Annotated in this window: 14 protein-coding genes and 1 other RNA gene; 7 read left to right on the forward strand and 8 right to left on the reverse strand. The window is 27.4% G+C overall.

Annotation, left to right across the window (positions count from 1 at the left end):
- Positions 1-16: 16 nt before the first annotated feature.
- Positions 17-2,302: a ribonucleoside-diphosphate reductase subunit alpha gene (nrdA, locus tag ICW73_00220; GenBank protein QNS01904.1), complete on the reverse strand. Its 2,286-nt coding sequence runs from the start codon at positions 2,300-2,302 to the stop codon at positions 17-19.
- A gap of 57 nt (positions 2,303-2,359) precedes the next feature.
- The gene (gene gyrA / locus ICW73_00225; GenBank protein ID QNS01905.1) at positions 2,360-4,864 is read right to left on the reverse strand and encodes a DNA topoisomerase (ATP-hydrolyzing) subunit A; all 2,505 of its coding nucleotides are present in this window, start codon (positions 4,862-4,864) and stop codon (positions 2,360-2,362) included.
- 256 nt (positions 4,865-5,120) lie between these two features.
- Between gyrA and ICW73_00230 the strand changes: the two genes are divergently transcribed.
- Positions 5,121-5,894: a DUF2076 domain-containing protein gene (locus tag ICW73_00230; protein QNS01906.1), complete on the forward strand. Its 774-nt coding sequence runs from the start codon at positions 5,121-5,123 to the stop codon at positions 5,892-5,894.
- A gap of 148 nt (positions 5,895-6,042) precedes the next feature.
- Here ICW73_00230 and ICW73_00235 read toward each other — a convergent pair whose 3' ends face one another.
- Positions 6,043-6,636, reverse strand: a complete 594-nt coding sequence (locus ICW73_00235; protein ID QNS01907.1) for a peroxiredoxin — start codon at positions 6,634-6,636, stop codon at positions 6,043-6,045.
- A 139-nt stretch (positions 6,637-6,775) separates the two neighbouring features.
- Here ICW73_00235 and ung point away from each other — a divergent pair, with 139 nt between their 5' ends.
- The gene (gene ung, locus ICW73_00240; GenBank protein QNS01908.1) at positions 6,776-7,417 is read left to right on the forward strand and encodes a uracil-DNA glycosylase; all 642 of its coding nucleotides are present in this window, start codon (positions 6,776-6,778) and stop codon (positions 7,415-7,417) included.
- Between the two features lie 66 nt (positions 7,418-7,483).
- Here the strand turns inward: ung and ICW73_00245 are convergent, their stop codons facing one another.
- Positions 7,484-8,044: a nucleotide exchange factor GrpE gene (locus ICW73_00245; protein ID QNS01909.1), complete on the reverse strand. Its 561-nt coding sequence runs from the start codon at positions 8,042-8,044 to the stop codon at positions 7,484-7,486.
- A 115-nt stretch (positions 8,045-8,159) separates the two neighbouring features.
- Here ICW73_00245 and nadK point away from each other — a divergent pair, with 115 nt between their 5' ends.
- Positions 8,160-9,056 carry an NAD(+) kinase gene (nadK, locus tag ICW73_00250; GenBank protein ID QNS01910.1) on the forward strand — a complete coding sequence of 299 codons (897 nt, stop codon included), beginning with the start codon at positions 8,160-8,162 and terminating at the stop codon, positions 9,054-9,056.
- A 436-nt stretch (positions 9,057-9,492) separates the two neighbouring features.
- Here nadK and ssrA read toward each other — a convergent pair.
- Positions 9,493-9,856: a transfer-messenger RNA gene (gene ssrA, locus ICW73_00255) on the reverse strand.
- Positions 9,857-9,982: 126 nt separating this feature from the next.
- Between ssrA and grxD the strand changes: the two genes are divergently transcribed.
- The gene (gene grxD, locus ICW73_00260) at positions 9,983-10,303 is read left to right on the forward strand and encodes a Grx4 family monothiol glutaredoxin (protein QNS01911.1); all 321 of its coding nucleotides are present in this window, start codon (positions 9,983-9,985) and stop codon (positions 10,301-10,303) included.
- Between the two features lie 181 nt (positions 10,304-10,484).
- Here the strand turns inward: grxD and rnt are convergent, their stop codons facing one another.
- Complete coding sequence (gene rnt, locus ICW73_00265; GenBank protein QNS01912.1) at positions 10,485-11,129, reverse strand: ribonuclease T; 645 nt, start codon at positions 11,127-11,129, stop codon at positions 10,485-10,487.
- 332 nt (positions 11,130-11,461) lie between these two features.
- Here rnt and ICW73_00270 point away from each other — a divergent pair, with 332 nt between their 5' ends.
- The 3 genes from ICW73_00270 (at position 11,462) to ychF (ending at position 13,945) form a co-directional block, all read left to right on the forward strand.
- Positions 11,462-12,076 (forward strand): superoxide dismutase [Mn], encoded by a 615-nt coding sequence (locus ICW73_00270; GenBank protein QNS01913.1) that lies wholly within the window; start codon positions 11,462-11,464, stop codon positions 12,074-12,076.
- A gap of 171 nt (positions 12,077-12,247) precedes the next feature.
- The gene (gene pth, locus ICW73_00275) at positions 12,248-12,772 is read left to right on the forward strand and encodes an aminoacyl-tRNA hydrolase (protein QNS02081.1); all 525 of its coding nucleotides are present in this window, start codon (positions 12,248-12,250) and stop codon (positions 12,770-12,772) included.
- An 84-nt stretch (positions 12,773-12,856) separates the two neighbouring features.
- Positions 12,857-13,945: a redox-regulated ATPase YchF gene (gene ychF / locus ICW73_00280; protein QNS01914.1), complete on the forward strand. Its 1,089-nt coding sequence runs from the start codon at positions 12,857-12,859 to the stop codon at positions 13,943-13,945.
- A 90-nt stretch (positions 13,946-14,035) separates the two neighbouring features.
- On the opposite strand, the gene thrC is transcribed toward ychF, so the two are convergent.
- Together thrC and thrB are read right to left on the reverse strand one after the other, a co-directional pair.
- Positions 14,036-15,325 carry a threonine synthase gene (gene thrC / locus ICW73_00285; protein ID QNS01915.1) on the reverse strand — a complete coding sequence of 430 codons (1,290 nt, stop codon included), beginning with the start codon at positions 15,323-15,325 and terminating at the stop codon, positions 14,036-14,038.
- Positions 15,326-15,329: 4 nt separating this feature from the next.
- Positions 15,330-16,259 carry a homoserine kinase gene (gene thrB, locus ICW73_00290; GenBank protein ID QNS01916.1) on the reverse strand — a complete coding sequence of 310 codons (930 nt, stop codon included), beginning with the start codon at positions 16,257-16,259 and terminating at the stop codon, positions 15,330-15,332.
- Between the last annotated feature and the right edge of the window lie 18 nt (positions 16,260-16,277).

The raw sequence follows: 16,277 nt of genomic DNA on the forward strand, positions 1-16,277 counted from the left end.
TATAATTTTTCTAATTTTATATAATGCAGGATCCGCTGTTGCAATAATCTTGCATATTTGGTTCTATTGTAATATTTTGCTGATCTTGTGTTCCATCTCGCGTATTTTGATAATATAGTGTTTTTAAGCCTAATTTATATGACATTAATAAATCATATAATAGTTGTTTCATAGGGATTTTTTCGTTTAGAAATCTTTTTGGGTCATAATGAGTATTTACAGAAATAGATTGATCAACAAATTTTTGCATAATAGCTGCCAATTGTAAATATCCTGTATTATTTGGTATATCCCATAGTAATTCATATTTCGATTTTAATTTTTTGTATTCTGGTACTACTTGTCTCAAAATTCCATCTTTAGACACTTTTATACTAATAAAACCGCGAGGTGGTTCAATTCCATTAGTTGCATTTGAAATTTGTGAAGATGTTTCAGATGGCATTAAAGCGGATAACGTAGAATTTCTTAATCCGTATTTTTTTATTTTATTACGTAACATTTCCCAATCTAAGTGTAAAGGTTCACTACATATTGTATCAACATCTTTTTTATATGTATCTATAGGCAATTTTCCTAAGAAATAATTTGTTTGGTGAAATAAAGAGCATGATCCTTTTTCTTTTGCTAATTGGCAAGATGCTTGCAATAGATAGTATTGCATTGCTTCAAAAGTTCTATGTGTTAAATTTTTTGCGCTGCCATCTGAATAACGAACGCCATTTTTAGCTAAATAGTATGCAAAATTAATTACTCCAATACCTAAAGATCGTCTAGAAATAGATGATTTTTTAGCAGACGGTATAGGATAATTTTGATATTCTAATATTTCATCAAGTGCTCGAATAGATAGTACAGCTAATTCTTGAAAGTCATCTAAATTATTTATAGCTCCTAAATTAATAGCAGATAGTGTACAGAGTGCAATTTCGCCATTTTCATCATTAATATTATTTAACGGTGTTGTTGGTAGAGTAATTTCTAAACATAAGTTAGATTGTTTTATTGGAGCTAATTTTGGATTAAATGGGCTGTGTGAATTACAGTGATCTACATTTTGTATATAAATTCTACCTGTTGATGTTCTTTCTTGCATAATTAACGAAAATAAATCTAATGCTTTTACACATTTTTTTCGTATGTTTTTATCTTTTTCATATTCAATATATTTTTTTTCAAATTGTTGTTGATTTGAAAAGAACGTTTCATATAGTTTAGGAACATCAGAAGGACTAAATAGTGTAATATTTTTTCCTGATAACATTCTTTGATACATTAATCTATTAATTTGTAATGCATAATCAACATGGCGAACTCTATTTTCTTCAATACCCCTGTTGTTTTTCAAAACTAATAAATTCTCAACTTCAAAATGCCATATTGGATAAAAAATGGTTGCAGCACCCCCTCGAACGCCACCTTGTGAACAAGATTTTACAGCGCTTTGAAATAGTTTATAAAAAGGTATGCAGCCAGTATGAAAAGCTTCTCCATATCTGATAGGGCTACCTATTGCGCGTATTTGACCAGCGTTAATTCCAATTCCAGCGCGTTGTGAAACATATTTCACAATAGAACTGGTAGTTGCGTTAATAGAATTTAAATTATCTGCACATTCAATTAATACACATGAGCTAAATTGACGAGTTGGTGTTCTTACTCCTGACATAATTGGCGTGGGTAGTGAAATTTTAAATGTAGAAATGGCATTGTAAAATCGTTTAACATAATCCATTCTAATACATTTTTTATATTTTGCAAACAAACATGCAGATATCAAGATATACAGGAATTGTGCGCTTTCGTAAATTTTTCCAGTGACTCGATTTTGTATTAAATATTTTTTTTCTAATTGTTTAACTGCAGCGTAAGAAAAATTCATATCGCGCCAATGGTCGATAAAGGTATTCATTTCTATGTATTCTTGATGAGAGTAATATTTTAATAGGTTTTTGTCATACTTTCCTAAAGAAATCATTTTTTTTACATGTTCGTATAATACGGGAGGTTCAAATTGTCCATACGCTTGTTTTCTGAGATGAAATATAGACAATCGTGCAGCCATATATTGGTAATCAGGTGTTTCCTGCGAGATTAAATCAGCTGCAGATTTAATAATCGTTTCATGTATATTAATTGTAGTAATGTTGTTATAAAATTGAATTCGGGAATGTAATGCAACTTGAGAAATAGATATATCTTTCAATCCTGTGGCAGCCCAGTTTAATACTTTATAGATTTTATCAAGATTTATTTTTTCTTTTTTACCATTACGTTTAATAACAAATAAACTATTTTTCATATTTATTTATCTTTTTATAAAATATGTAAGAATTTTATCAGATTTTTAAAAACATTTTTATATAGATTCTACTATTCTTTGTAATGCCACTACTTTTTCGTTTTTAGATGTTCTAATTAGAATTACGCCTTGAGTATTTCTGCCTAGCACACCAATTTCAGATACTCTAATCCTAACTAAAGTTCCTGCATTTGTGATCATCATAATCTGATCTTTTTCCATAACTGTTATTGCGCCAATTATTTTACCATTCTTTTTGGTTATTTTAATAGAAATAACTCCTTGAGTTGCGCGTGATTTTATAGGAAAATCAGTAATTTTAGTACGTTTTCCATATCCGTTTCTTGTTGCAATTAAGATGTTATCTTTTTTTTGAGGTACAATTAATGAAACGACTTTATCGTTTTTTTTGATTTTAATACCCTTAACTCCTGATGCAGTTCTCCCCATCGTACGAACGCTGCTTTCTATAAATTGAACAACCTTTCCATTTTGTGTAAATAACATAATATTATTTTTTCCATTAGTTAATGCTACTCCAATTAACTCATCATCAGTATGTAAATTAATTGCTATAATTCCTGAATTTCTAGGTCTCTTAAATTGTTTTAATGAACTTTTTTTAACTTTTCCATGTGCTGTTGCCATAAAGATATTAAGATTGTCTTTATATTCGTGTACTGGCAGTATTGCTGTAATCCTTTCTTTATGACTTAATGGCAATAAATTTACTATAGGACGACCTCTAGCATTTCGACTGGATTCTGGTAATTGATAGACTTTCATCCAATATAAAATACCTCGGCTAGAAAAGCATAATATAGTATCATGTGTATTTGCGATAATTAAACTTTCTATGAAATCTGCTTCTTTGGTTTTTGCAGCTGATTTTCCTTTTCCGCCTCGTTTTTGTGCATTATAATCAGAAATAGGCTGATATTTTACATATCCAGAATGTGATAATGTTACTACAACGTCCTCTTGATGAATGAGGTCTGCTATATTAATATTGGAATAATTTTCAACTATTTCTGTTCTTCTTTTATCGCTGAAATTGTTTTGTATTAATATTAATTCTTGTTTAATAACACTTAACATTTTATTTGGATTTTCTAAAATATCTTTTAATTGGTTAGTTTTATGTGTTAAAAGTTTATATTCTTGAATAATTTTGTCTTTTTCTAAATTCGTTAATTTTTGTAAGCGTAAATCTAAAATTGATTGAATTTGTTTTTCAGTGAAACAATAACTGTCTTGTGTGTGTTTATTTTTTAGATCTAATGTCTTGGGATTATTAGATAAAAGATGTTTATATGTCCATTTTTTCTTTATCATTAAATTTTTAACATCTACAATACTAGTAGAATTTTTTATTATTTTAATAATTTCATTAATATTAACTAAAGCGACATTTAAACCTTCAAGTATATGTATTCGGTCTTGTGTTTTGTTTAATTCAAAGATACTACGTCGCGTGATAATTTCTTTTCGATGTAATAAGAAATATTGTAATATGTCTTTTAAAGATAAAATTTTTGGTTGTCCTTGACATAGTGCTACCATATTAATTCCGAAAGAAATTTGTAATTGTGTTAAAGAGTATAATTGATTTAAAATGATTTCAGAGGCTGCTTCTTTTTTAATTTCAATTACAATTCGCATACCGTCTTTGTCAGATTCATCACGTAAAGTTGTGATGCCATCAATTCTTTTTTCTTTAACTAGTTCTGCTATCTTTTCAATTAAACGCGATTTGTTAACTTGATAAGGTATTTCATTAAAAATAATAGATTCTTTTTTAGTTTTTTTGTTTTTTTCAATTTTGCTACGTGCTTTTATATAGATTTTTCCTTTTCCTGTGCGATATGCTTCTTGAATTCCTAGTTTTCCATGAATTATACCAGCTGTTGGAAAATCTGGCCCAGGAATATAATTCATTAGTTCTTTTAAGGTGATATCGTTATTGTCAATATACGCTAAGCATCCATTAATAATCTCATTTAAATTATGTGGAGGAATATTTGTCGCCATTCCAACAGCAATTCCGGATGATCCGTTTATTAAAAGATTTGGTATTTTTGCGGGTAATATTTCTGGAATATTTTCTGTTCCGTCATAGTTTGGTGAAAATTCAACTGTATTTTTTTCTAAATCGTTTAATAATTCATGAGCAATTTTAGACATGCGAATTTCTGTATATCGCATCGCTGCAGCAGCATCTCCATCTATAGAGCCAAAATTCCCTTGTCCATCTATTAGCACATATCGCAATGAAAAATGTTGTGCCATACGGACTATAGAATCATATACAGCCGAATCTCCATGAGGATGATATTTTCCTATAACGTCACCAACAATTCTAGCAGATTTCTTATATGCTTTGTTCCAATCATTATGCAATATATGCATTGCAAACAGTATTCTTCGATGAACTGGTTTTAATCCATCTCTAACATCTGGTAAAGCACGTCCAATTATTACAGACATTGCATAATCTAAGTAGGAGCTTTTTAATTCTTTTTCAATATCAATTTTTATGATTTCTCGCGTGGAGTTTTTCATATAGCTCTTTTATCTCTTCATTAATTAATGTAATTAAATTAAGTTTGAAAAATTATATCATAATTCAAGTTTACGATACATTGAAAGAGAGCGATTCCAATGAAAGGGATGACTTTGTTATATTTTCATAGTAAAAACATTTTTATGTTGTGTATTTTATAATAACGTATTAATATAAAAATATAATGCATATAATCGTTTCACAATGATAAAAATATATTATTTTTTTTGTATTTTTTAAATATGAGATCCACATATGAAAAATGAAGAAAAAATTTTAATAGAGAATTTATTTCATCGATTAAAAAAAATTGATTCAAACAATTGCGCAAAAGATAGTGAAGCAAATGATTTAATTCAAGAATTTGTAAAAAGACAACCTTCTTCTTCTTATTACATGACCCAAACAATATTAATTCAAGAAACAGCAATAAAAAAAATGAGTATGGAAATAGAAAATTTAAAGCAAAAAGTTTCTATCTTGCAAAAAGAACAATCAGAAAAAAAACCAAGTTTTTTATCCAATTTTTTTAAAAATAAAACTTCTCCATCGGCGTCACCGCATGATAGAAATGTATGGAATGACAAAAATCATCTTTCTGCACCTTATCATTCTCATGCAACTCCATCATTTCCTACGCCAAATCCCGGATATGCAACAACAGGAAATGGTAGCTTTCTTAGTAATGCGTTACAAACAGCAACAGGAGTAGCAGGTGGTATGATTTTAGGTAATATGTTAATGAATGTTTTTAATCATACTAAACCGGAAGAAGAAATATTTAATGCAATTCATACATCAAATGAAAATCATCATATAGATCATCCCCTTCCTGACAATTCTATTGATGTAAATTCGCATACTGAAAATAATACCAATTTGACGAGTTTTGAAAATAATGAATCTGCGGATATGAACAAAAATATTCATTATTCAAATGACGCGAACAATATAAATAATATTGAGAATACTTATGATGTAAATCATGAAACCGACGATATTGATATGCATGATGATAATTTTATTTAAATGATTAAATATATTACAATTAGTTTGTATTTTTTAAAAATTGGAATTCTTTTTCAAAATCTCAATTAAGTTAAGATTTGATACCTTTTATATGAATTTGTAGACATAAAGCCAGCATAAGATATGCTTTGCTGACTTTAAATTTTAATTAAGATTGTTTTGTTAAATATTCAGCTAGACCTTTTGAAGAAGGTTTTATTCCTAGTTTTCCAGGATGCCAGTTAGCAGGACATACTTCACCGTATTTTTTATGAAATGCTATAGCATCTATTATACGGATTATTTCATGTATATTTCGTCCAATTGGAAGATCGTTAATAACTTGATGACGAATTACCCATTGAGAATCAATTACAAAAGAGGCACGTAAAGCTACACCAATTTCAGGATGTTCGATACCATAAGATTTTTGAATATTATGTTTTATGTCTGATACCATTGGAAAGTTTATTTTTCCAATTCCGCCGTACTCAGGAAGTGTTTTTTGCCATGCTTGATGAACAAATACATTATCGATTGATATTCCAACAATTTTTGTGTTTCTTTTTTTAAAATCCTGATATAGTTTATTAAATTCTATAATTTCAGTTGGGCAAACGAATGTAAAGTCCATTGGCCAAAAAAATAACACAGTTAATTGACCATTAGAATATTTTTTTAGATCAAAATTCTCAACTATTTCACCGTTTTTCAAAATTGCTGGAGCAATAAAATTTGGTGCTTTTTGTGTAACTAAAACCATGTGTTTTCCTATAGTTTTTTAATTTAAAGTATATTTTTAGTAATATAAATTTGATTATTTTTTTTAATTAAGGAATTTAATTTTTATGCCATGTACTAATATTTGGAATAGAGTATGAATATTATTTTGTCTTGGAAAGATGTTTTATCACAAGAAAAAAAAAAGATATTTTATTAACATAATAAATTTTATTAAAAATCAACGTGCAAATCGTATAATTTATCCGTCTCAAAATAATATATTTAATGCGTTTCTATTGACTCATTTTGATAAAATTAAAGTTGTTATTCTTGGACAAGATCCGTATTTTTCTAAAAATCAAGCACATGGATTAGCATTTTCTGTTCCTGTAGGGGCAATTATACCACCTTCTTTAAAAAATATATATAAAGAGTTAAATAATGATTTTAAAAAAAATTTTTTATTTAATCATGGTTGTCTTGAAAATTGGGCACATCAGGGTGTATTTTTATTAAATACTATTTTAACTGTCGAATCAGGAAAACCAAAATCACATAATTCTATTGGATGGGATGTTTTTACTGATCAAGTTATTTCGATGATCAATCTTCACAGGCGTTCTATTATTTTTTTACTCTGGGGTCAGGATGCGCAAAAAAAATCAAGATTAATCGATATCAATAATCATTATATTTTGCAAGCCTCTCATCCCTCTCCCCTATCGGCATTTCGCGGATTTTTTGGGTGTAAACATTTTTCAAAAGTCAATAAAATATTAATACAAAATCAACAAGAGCCGATTAATTGGTTTTCTATTTAGACATAAAAACTATTTTTACTGTATTGCAAAAGTGTGTAATTTAGATTGTATAGCTATCAAAAGGTATTAATTTTTACAAATTATAACTTCTGCTTTTCGTAAAACTATTTTATTAAAAGTAAATCCTTTTTTGTAAACAGAAATAATATGATTTTCAGGTATTTTTTTAGATTTTTGAGTTGAAGCAATGTGATGAATTTTAGAGTTGAAAATTTCACATTTTTTTCCTTCTATTTTTACTTTTGATGTACATAATAAATTAAATAATGATTGTAATGTTAATTCTATTCCTTTTAGTAAAGGTGTGTTTTCTGTTTTTAAATTATTGCAGAATAATAAAACGTCTTCAAGAGAATCTATAATTGGTATAATATTTTTAAAAAAATTACTTGTTTTTTTTAATTTAATATTTTTTATTGTTTTTTCTGCATTTTTTTTAATGTTATCAATATTTGCTAATGTGCGTAATTTAATATCGTTAATTTTATTTTGGTTGTTTGATAGTTGTATTTTTAGGTTTTCTATTTCTATATTTTGAAAATTAGAAACATTATTTTCAATTTCGCGTGGTTTATTATCTTGTTGTATATTTTGTGTTTTTTGTGTATTTTTTTCGCGGTTTTCCATAGATTTTAACCTTATTTTTTATTATGAGATAATTGTCGATTTGTAAAATTTTGTTTTTAAAACAAAGTTGATTATTATAATATAATATATAATATTTTCTAGGAAATTTTATGTAATGAAGCAACATTTTACCTGCATTGGCATTGTTGGAAGCCCTCGTCATACGAATGCATTAATAACACATGAGATATTATATAAATGGCTAATGAAGAAAGGATATCATGTTTTTGTCGAACATGTTATTGCTAAAGAATTAAATTTAAAACATCCTAATACTGCTACTTTAGTCGAAATTGGACAACTGTGTGAATTAGCAGTTGTAATTGGTGGAGATGGTAATTTATTATGTGCAGCTCGTGTTTTATCATTATACGATATTAAAATTGTTGGTATTAATCGCGGTAATTTAGGATTTTTGGCTGACTTAAATCCTGAAACTGGATTAAGAGTATTATCAGAAATTTTATCTGGAAATTATTTTTTAGATAATCGTTTTTTATTAGATGTGCAGGTGCGTGAAAAAAAAACTATTTCTAAGTCAAGTATAGCTATTAATGAAGTTGTATTGCATCCTTCATGTTTAGATTATATGATAGAATTTGCAGTTTATATTGATGGTAAATTTTCTTTTTCTCAACGTGCAGATGGTTTTATTGTTTCTACACCAACTGGTTCAACTGGTTATTCTCTATCTGCTGGTGGGCCAATTATTGCTGCATCTTTAGATGCAATTACATTAATTTCTATGTTTCCTCATACTTTATCTTCGCGTCCATTGGTGATTCGAAATGATAGTATCATTTGCTTAAAAATTTCTAATTTTGATAGTAACTTAAAGATTAGTTGTGACAGTCAGATAATTTTGCCAATTGAAGAAGGAGAGTGTGTATTTATCCGTCGTAGTAACTATTATTTACATTTAATTCATCCTAAAAGTTATGACTATTTCAAAACGTTAACTACAAAATTAAATTGGTCCAAAAAATTTTTTAGAAACCATTCTAATAGATAAAATATTGAATTCAAAAAACATTTGTTTTATACAATAGTGATTTGTTTTAATAAATTATTAAAACATTTTTTTATATATAACATTTTTGTGTTAACAGTATCATTTTTTATTCTATTAAAAATTTATTTAAGGATTAATTCTATTGTTATATGTAATTTAACAGTTTATTTGTATTTTTTCTAAATTAATATATTCAATAATATAATTTTTTAAAAATAATTTAATTAGTACACCTTTTATATAATTTAGTGTATAAAAAAATGATATATGCATGCTAAAGTAAGTTACATATATAAAGTATATTATATTTTTTTAAAAGTACGTGAAAAATTTTATTTTTTAATACAGTTAGGTTGTTTATAAAAATAGAGAAATTGCATGTGTAATTATGTGAAATGTTATATAAGTGTTGATCGATTAGTTTTTTCTAAATAATTTGGAGCTGGCGGGATTCGAACCCGCGTCCAAAATTTCTAAAAATAAAATTCTACATGTTTATTTTTTCTTTTCAGAATTCATCTCTTAATTTGGAAAAACACATTTTAAGAGCATAGCTTGAGGAAACAATTTCATGCATATCACCAAGCTTAATATACATGTTGTCTCTTATATTTTATCTTTCCGATTGTTATTTCTAAGAGAAAAAAATAAACAGGAAAGGCTAAATACAGTTTTTAAGCTGCTAAAGCGTAGTTTTGGTTATTTTTTGCAGATATTTTTTACGGCTTTTTATCGAGGCAAACCGTTCCTCGACATGCATTTTATTTTTTTGACGATTTTGTCGATTCCAAAACAGCCCCTGATTTTTTTGTATTTTCAATAGTATTGCAAAAAAAAACAGTCTTGTCTATTGAATATTTTTAAAATATGCGTGTTTTTTTTGTTGAAAGATATAATTTTATAAAATGTAAAAAATGGAAATTAATATGAATATTATTCAAAAAATAGAAAAACAGATAAAAGATAATATTATTTTGATTTATATGAAAGGAACACCAAACTCTCCGAGTTGTGGTTTTTCAGCACAAGCAGTACAAGCAGTATCAGCATGTGGAGAAAAATTTGCATATATTGATGTTTTAGAAAATACAGATATTAGAACTGAGTTACCAAAATATGCTAATTGGCCTACGTTTCCTCAGTTATGGATAAAAGGTGAGTTAATTGGTGGTTGTAGTATTATAGTAGACATGTTTAAAACTGGCGAATTAAAAAAATTAATATTAAATGCAGTAAAAAAAATATAAACTACATTGTGCAAATTAATTTTTTTAGATAAAATCTCAAAAATATGACACTTGCATAAAGAAAGTAAATGATATATCTTTATTGCGAATGTCATATTTATCGTGGTTTCGGATTGTATGATTTTGAATATAGATTTAAAAAAATATATTTTCACTGTTGTACGTTTTTAATAGCACAATTTTATTTTTTTTCGATATTTAATGGCCACCCACCTAAACGTTTCCATCGATTTACTAATTCGCAAAAAAGATTTGCAGTTTGCAATGTATCATATAAAGCTGAATGTGCTTGATTGTTATCAAATGGTAACCCGATGGCTTTACATGCTTTAGCTAAAACGGTTTGACCAACAGCTAATCCACTTAATGCAGCTGTATCAAATGTAACAAATGAGTGAAAAGGATTGTGTTTTATTTTTGCTCTTTGAATTGCTTCCATTAGAAAATTGTGATCAAAGGTAGCGTTATGAGCTACAACAATACCTTGACTGCAATCGTTTTCTTTTATACCGTCTTGTACCATTTTTATCATAGATTCAATTGCTTTTTTTTCACTGATTGCGCCGCGTAGTGGGTTAAATGGATCAATTTTATTGAAGGAAATTGCATCAGAATTTATTATAGATCCTTTAAATGGTTTGATATGAAAATGTAATGTGTGTTCTTTATGCAGCCATCCGAAATTATCCATTTTTAAAGTTATTACAGCCATTTCTAATATTGCATCTGTTTTTGAATTAAAACCTGCTGTTTCAAAATCTATTACAACGGGATAAAACGTTCGAAATCGATCACTTAATAGATTACATGTTTTAATTATAGACATAACATTCTCATTTTTTTAAAACATTACACGTGTTTTTAATGTGGCATTTTTTAGTTTTTTTTGATATTTTTAATGGTTTAAAATATGTTAAAATTTTTCATATTTTTGGTATTTTAAGATATTTTTATTTTAATGTAATTAAATTTATATACGTAAAAATATGTTTATGTTTTTAATTTAAACGAATTTTTATATATATATTGAGATTTTTTATTTACATTATATAAGTGTACTATAATTTATAAAAATATTTAAGATTAAATTATTAATTTAATTATTTATAAAAATTCTGTATATTATGACTTAACAGAAATAATATTAGGATCTATAACATGAGTTATACTCTTGCGTCTTTACCATATTTATATAATGCTTTAGAACCATTTTTTGATGAAAAAACTATGATGATTCATCATACTAAACATCATCAAAATTACATTAATAATACCAATTCAATTTTAAAAAATACTATTTTTTCTTCATTGTCTATTGATGAGTTGATATCTATTTTTGACGAAATAGTTTTAGATGACAAAATATCTTTGCGCAATAACGCTGGGGGTCATATTAATCATACTTTTTTCTGGGACATTTTAAAAATTGGGACTACGCTAACTAGCGATTTAAAAATAGAATTGGAAAAACAATTTGGTACTGTTGAAAACTTTAAAAATCAATTTGAAGAAATCGCTTGTAGTCATTTTGGTTCGGGTTGGGTATGGTTAGTAAAAAAACATAATATGTTGTCTATCATATCCACTCCCAATCAAGATAATCCATTAATGGGTGGTGTTGCATCTGATTCTTATGGATATCCTATTATTGGATTAGATCTTTGGGAACATGCTTATTACTTAAAATATCAAAATAAACGATTAGATTATGTGAAAGCTTTTTGGAATGTAGTGAATTGGGAAAAAGCGTCTTGTCGATTACAGAGTAATTAAAATTTTTTTAATTTAAAAAATTAGAAATATTTTACTTCTTGTTACTCGAAACGATGTTAAATATTGTGAATTGAACTTTAAAAACATATAATATTAAATATTATATGTTTTTATTTTTTTAAGGAAGTAAATTTTATTCATATTAAAAAATGTTGTTTGAATCATATTAAAATGATTGTTGGTTTATCTAATCCAAAAACGCAGTATCATCAAACTCGTCATAATGCGGGGTCATGGTGCATTTATGATTTTATGAAATTACATTCTAAGGTTTTAGTTGAAGAAAAGAAATTTTTTGGTTTTACTGGTTTAATTAATATTAATGCACGTGTTATTCGTATTCTTGTACCCAACATTTTTATGAATTTAAATGGTAAATCAGTATTTAAAATGGCTTCTTTTTATAATATTCATTTATCTGAAATATTAATAATACATGATGACTTGGAACTTTGCCCTGGTATTGTGAAAATAAAATATGGTTACGGGCATAATGGGCATAATGGATTAAGAAACATCATTTCTTGTTTTCAAAAAAAAATAGATTTTTATCGATTTCGAATTGGAATTGGTCGTCCAGAAAAAAAAAATTTAGTTTCGTCGTTTGTGCTATCTAGTCCTACAAAAACAGAAAATATGTTAATTAAAAAAGCTATTTTACATACTATAAAAGCAATTAGTTTGTTCATGGGTTAACAATAGCAGTTTAACTATATGTGTTGTTCAATTATTTTTTTGGAAATGATTTAGTTAAAAATTTATTTTGGATGTATATAAAATATGAGTTTTAAATGCGGCATTATAGGATTGCCAAATGTTGGTAAGTCTACTTTATTTAATATTTTAACTACAGGACATTCTGCAGTTGCAAACTTTCCATTTTGTACTATAAAACCTAATATTGGTATTGTATCAGTAGTGGATCCTCGCATTGAAAAGATTGCGTCTATTGTTTGTCCTAAAAAAATAGTAAATACATTTATAGAATTTGTAGATATTGCAGGTTTAGTAAAAGGAGCATCTCAAGGTGATGGACTAGGTAATCAATTTTTAAGTAATATACGAGAAACGCATGCTATAGTACATGTAGTACGTTGTTTCAAAGATGATAATATCATTCATATTTATAATCGTATTAATCCTATAGAAGATGTGAATATTATCAACACTGAGCTTATTTTTTCAGATTGTGATATTTGTGAAAAAGCATTATTACAATTAGGTAAAAAAACAACCATTCTCCATAAAGATATAGAATTGACACGACAAGTTTTGAAAAAATGCCTTAATCATTTAAAACAAGTTTGTATGTTAAAAACGCTTACATTAAGTATTGATGAGAAAAAACTTCTTCAGAATTTTTGTTTATTAACCTTAAAACCAACAATGTACGTTGCAAATATTAATGATCAGAAAGAATCTTACCGTGCTTTAAGTGAGTTAAAAAAAATGGCAAATGCGGCAGGTGAGATAGTGATTCCAATTTTTTCAAATTTAGAATTAGATTTAGTATTTATGGACAGTTCTGAAAAAAAAGATTTTATGGATGCTTTTGAAATAAAAGATTTAGGATTAAATAACGTGATTTTATCTGGTTATAAATTACTCAATTTAATAACTTTTTTTACTGTAGGAAAAAAAGAAATTCGAAGTTGGTCTGTTCCTAATGGTAGTACTAGTTTATACGCAGCTCGTAAAATACATAGTGATTTCAGTAAAGGTTTTATTCGAATGCAAGTTATTTCGTACATTGATTTTATAAAATATAAAGATGAATCAAAAATTAAAAAATTAGGAAAATGTAGAATAGAAGGCAAAGATTATCGCATACAAGATGGTGATATTATTCGTGTTTTCTTTAATGTGTAACTAAAAAAATAATATACAATTAATTTTTTTATAATTGTTCGTTGTATTGTTTCGGAGAGGAAGATAAATTTCCTCTCTCATTTAGTATGTTTAGTTTGCTATTAAAAATTGTTTTAATTGGCTAAAATCTGGATCAATATTATAAGATAGTATTGGTAATGCGATTCTATTTTTTAATGCTATCGGCAACGAAATATTGTTTTTTAATATTTTCTCAATCGTTACTTTAAATTTTGCAGGATGCGCAGTACCTAGAAATAAACCGAATTCATCTTGTTTCAATTGATCTTTAAGTAATTTATACGCAATTGCTGCATGAGGTTCAGAAAGATAACCTAATTGAAATAATTCTTGCAACGTTTTTTTAGTATCATGATCTGATACACTACCAAATCTAAGTGTTTCTAGTATCCATTTTTTTTGTGTAGATAATTCTTTAATACGAGGCCAATTATTGGGTTGACTGATATCCATGGCATTAGACATTGTAGATATTGTTTTTCGAGGATTCCATCTGCCACTTTTTAAAAATCTTGGAACAGTGTCATTTGCGTTTGTGCATGCTATAAAAGATGATATTGGTAAACCGAGCGATTGGGCTAGTAGTCCAGCTGTCAGATTTCCAAAATTACCACATGGAATTGCTATTACTAATTTTTTCTTTTGTTGTGTCGAAAGTAAGGAAAATGCTTCAAAATAATAGCATATTTGTGCTAATAATCGACTAATATTAATAGAATTTGCTGAATTTAATCCAATTGACATTTTTAAGTCTTTATTATTAAACGCTGTTTTTACTAATTTTTGACAATCATCAAAACTACCATTAACAGATATTGTTTTTATATTTTTTCCTAATGTACAAAACAATTTTTCTTGTAGTGCAGTAATTTTTCCTTTCGGATATAAAATAACCACTTGAACATTATTCATTTTATAAAATGCATGAGCTACTGCAGCGCCAGTATCTCCTGATGTTGCAGTTAAAATAGTTATTCGTGTACTATTTTCATTAAATAACAAAAGCATTTGTGCCATAAAACGTGCGCCAAAATCTTTAAAAGCTAGTGTTGGACCGTGAAATAATTCCAAGCAATGGATGTTCTTTGATACAATCACTTTTAATGGAGTAGTCAGTGCAAATGCTTTTTGAACACTTTGATATAATGTTTTTTTTGTGATTTCATCACCAATAAATTTAAAAAGTATTTCGGTACTTTTAGAAACAAAATCCATTTTTAATATTTTTTTGATTTCACAAGATGTAAAAGTTGGAATTTCTGTTGGAAAAAACAATCCCTGTTGTTCTCCTAATCCTAATTTTACTGCTTCTTCAAAATTTACTTTTTCTTTATGATTTTTTAAGTTATAAAGTTTCATGTTGTTATCCTATGTTACGTGTACCTTGTAAATCTAAAAAGCAAATGTGAACAAATCCTTCATTGTTTTGCAGATAATTTTCTTTTAACCATAAAGATATTTTTTTCGCAGTACTAATTTTATCAGAAACAGCAAAGATCGTAGGACCAGAACCGGAAATACCACAACTAATTGCTCCAATTCCTTGAATTTTTTTTTTGCATCTTAAAAAGTTTGGTAGTAATTTGACACGATATGGTTCTGCTATAAAATCTTGCATTGATCTAGCTGCTAAATGAGATTGTTTAGTGTATAAAGCATGAATGAAACTTGCTAAATAACGACTATTTTTAATACAAATATCTTTTGTATATTTTTTCGGCAAGATTTTTCTTGCTTGTGCAGTAGAAATATTAATTCCTGGCCAAGCTATAATCCAGAGCCAGTTTTTAATATTCGGCAATTGTTGATTAATTATTTTTGGATCATCTAATATTAATTGTAGACCTCCGAAAAAAGATGGAGCAACGTTATCGTAATGTATACTACCTGATATTTCTCCTTCTATTTCTCCCATCAGAAGTAATAATTCTTGTGAATTTAATGGTTGATTGCAAAATTGATTTATTGCGACTAAGGTAGCAACTATAGAACAAGCGCTGGATCCTAATCCTGATCCAATAGGCATGTTTTTTTCAAGAATAATGGACACTGGAACATTTTTTTTTAGAATTTCACAAAATTTTATCCAACATTTCCATGTAATATTTTTTTGGATTGTTTGAGGTAATTTTTTAGAAAATACACCTTTGTTGATTAATTCAAATTTATTTGCTGATTGTATTGTAACACAATCCCCTAATAAAGTTCCGTCTATTGGTTTAATTGCTGCTCCTAAAATATCAAATCCTACTCCAACATTACCAATAGAAGCTGGCGCATAAATTTTAATCATCATGTATCCCTCTTGACA

Origin of the sequence: Buchnera aphidicola (Pentalonia nigronervosa) (genome assembly GCA_014622685.1) — a bacterium.
Taxonomy (GTDB): domain Bacteria; phylum Pseudomonadota; class Gammaproteobacteria; order Enterobacterales; family Enterobacteriaceae; genus Buchnera; species Buchnera aphidicola_BD.